Source organism: Streptomyces sp. NPDC050743, assembly GCF_044456925.1.
In the GTDB taxonomy this organism is placed as follows: domain Bacteria; phylum Actinomycetota; class Actinomycetes; order Streptomycetales; family Streptomycetaceae; genus Streptomyces.
Genome location: NZ_JBITGJ010000309.1, coordinates 1 through 1839, shown reverse-complemented (window position 1 = coordinate 1839; position 1839 = coordinate 1). Strand labels below are relative to the sequence as shown.

The window sequence follows — 1839 nt, the reverse complement described above, 5'->3', positions numbered from 1 at the left end:
CCGTCTCCCCAGCCCATTCCCCCCGCACACACAGCAGTCTGACCCCACGCCAGCACCCGCGAGGCCAGAACCCGAGATTTTCAGTGATCTTCTAGTCGTACGAGCGTTCCCACCACTCGGGTGTACGGCTGCGTCTCCGCCAGGCGGAAGCTGCGGCCGGCCGCACCGTGACGGGCGTCCGGTTAGAACGAGGGTGATCCGTCGACATGGGATACGAGGTGTGGCCGGTACGGATGGCGTGAAGGGGTGCGTTCAATGATCAGGAAGGCGGCGTCGTCGTTGAGCTGATCGCCGGTGTGCGTGAGCAGGTCGCGGTGGATCTCGTGCAGCAGGGCATCCGGGCTTGATGCGTCAAAGGAAGCGACCCGTTCGGCGAGGGGGTAGAAGGCTCCGGTCGGTGAGCGGGCTTCGATCACGCCGTCGGTGTAGAGCAGCAGCATGTCACCTGGTTCGAAGGTGAACCGGTCGGTGCGATCGCTTTCTACGCTGAGGGCGCGCAGGCCCAGTGGGGGTGCGGGACGGCGGGGGTGCAGGACGGTGACCTGGCCGCCGTGGATGAGCAGGGGCGGCGGATGACCGCAGTTGAGCATCTCGGCCTGCGGGCTGTGATCGGGTATATCGATCATGACAGCGGTGATGAAGTGCTCGTCGGCGTCATGTGCGGTGTCGGCGACTTCTTCCAGGTTCCGGCAGACGCTATCTTCGACGGCGGTGACGAGCTCGGGCAGAGAGCCGTACCGGTGAGCGCACTCACGGAACGCACCCATCGCCGCCGACGCCTCGTCGACGGAGGCCAGCCCATGGCCCCGGACATCGCCGACGAGTATCCGGGTGCAGGGCTGATCGGCGCGGGCGACTGCCAACAGGTCGCCTCCGATCTGGGCCTCATCCTCGGCGGCCAAATACAACCAGGCCACCCGCAGCGGCCCGATCCGGCGGGGTGGCGGCCTCAGCAGAACTCGCTGCGCCGTCTCGGCCACCGACCGCAGTCGGCTGAGCTCCCGGGCATGCCGCTCCCGCACATAACAGACGAAGACCGCCAGAGCCGACAGCACAGCCAGGGCGATCAGTTGCGCCACATGGTTGGTCGTGGTCAGCCCGCCGTGGAAAATCGCGATGATAAACAGGGCGACCACCGCCAGAGCCCCAACCAGAGCGGTCAGCCGCGGACCGGCGAAGGAGGCGGTCAGCGTCGGCGCGATGACCAGCAACGGGCCCAGATGAACACTGGTCCCGATACCGATGTCCAACACAGCGATGGCCACGATCAACGCCAGCGCGATCACCAACAGCCCGCGCCGGTGCTCCGGGAGCCGCGCCCCCCGGGTATCCCGTAGACGCATATGCCCTTTTTACACTTTTCTCGGCCGTGCAGGCTTCCCCGGGCCCTCACACTCGCGCGGGAAAATCGGCCTCGCGAGAAGCGATCTCTTCCGGCCCCGCGCATGCCGGCCAACGAGTCGGATGAGGGACGCCAAGCCTACGGAAGTGGTCCTGCTGCCGGGCGGACCAGGCGGCAGGTAATCACGGTGATCGCCGCGCCGCCCGGGTTTGGTGTCCGAGGTGCGGCGAGCTCGCAGTCAGGCCCCTGAGCATGCGCTGAGCGCGGCTGGGCCGTGCCCGTTGCGTGCCCGTTCCGGCGGAAAGCAGCGGGGATTCACGGGGAACAGCGGCGCCGATCGGGCTTCGACCTAGGTCAGCGAGTTGCCAGGTCAGCCGCTATCCGCATACGGCGTCTTCGAAACTAGTAGATCGTCGCGGCTAAGTGTTGTTCTGGTTGGTGGAGTTGGGGTCGGGCAAGCTCCCCTTGTCGCTTCCGTTCGGCCGGGCAGGGGTGCC

1 protein-coding gene is annotated in these 1839 nt (G+C 66.9%); it reads right to left on the bottom strand.

Going from position 1 to position 1839, the window contains the following annotated elements:
- Nucleotides 1-182: 182 nt before the first annotated feature.
- The gene (locus tag ACIBJF_RS53265) at nt 183-1286 is read right to left on the bottom strand and encodes a PP2C family protein-serine/threonine phosphatase (protein ID WP_399185093.1); all 1104 of its coding nucleotides are present in this window, start codon (nt 1284-1286) and stop codon (nt 183-185) included.
- Nucleotides 1287-1839: the final 553 nt, after the last annotated feature.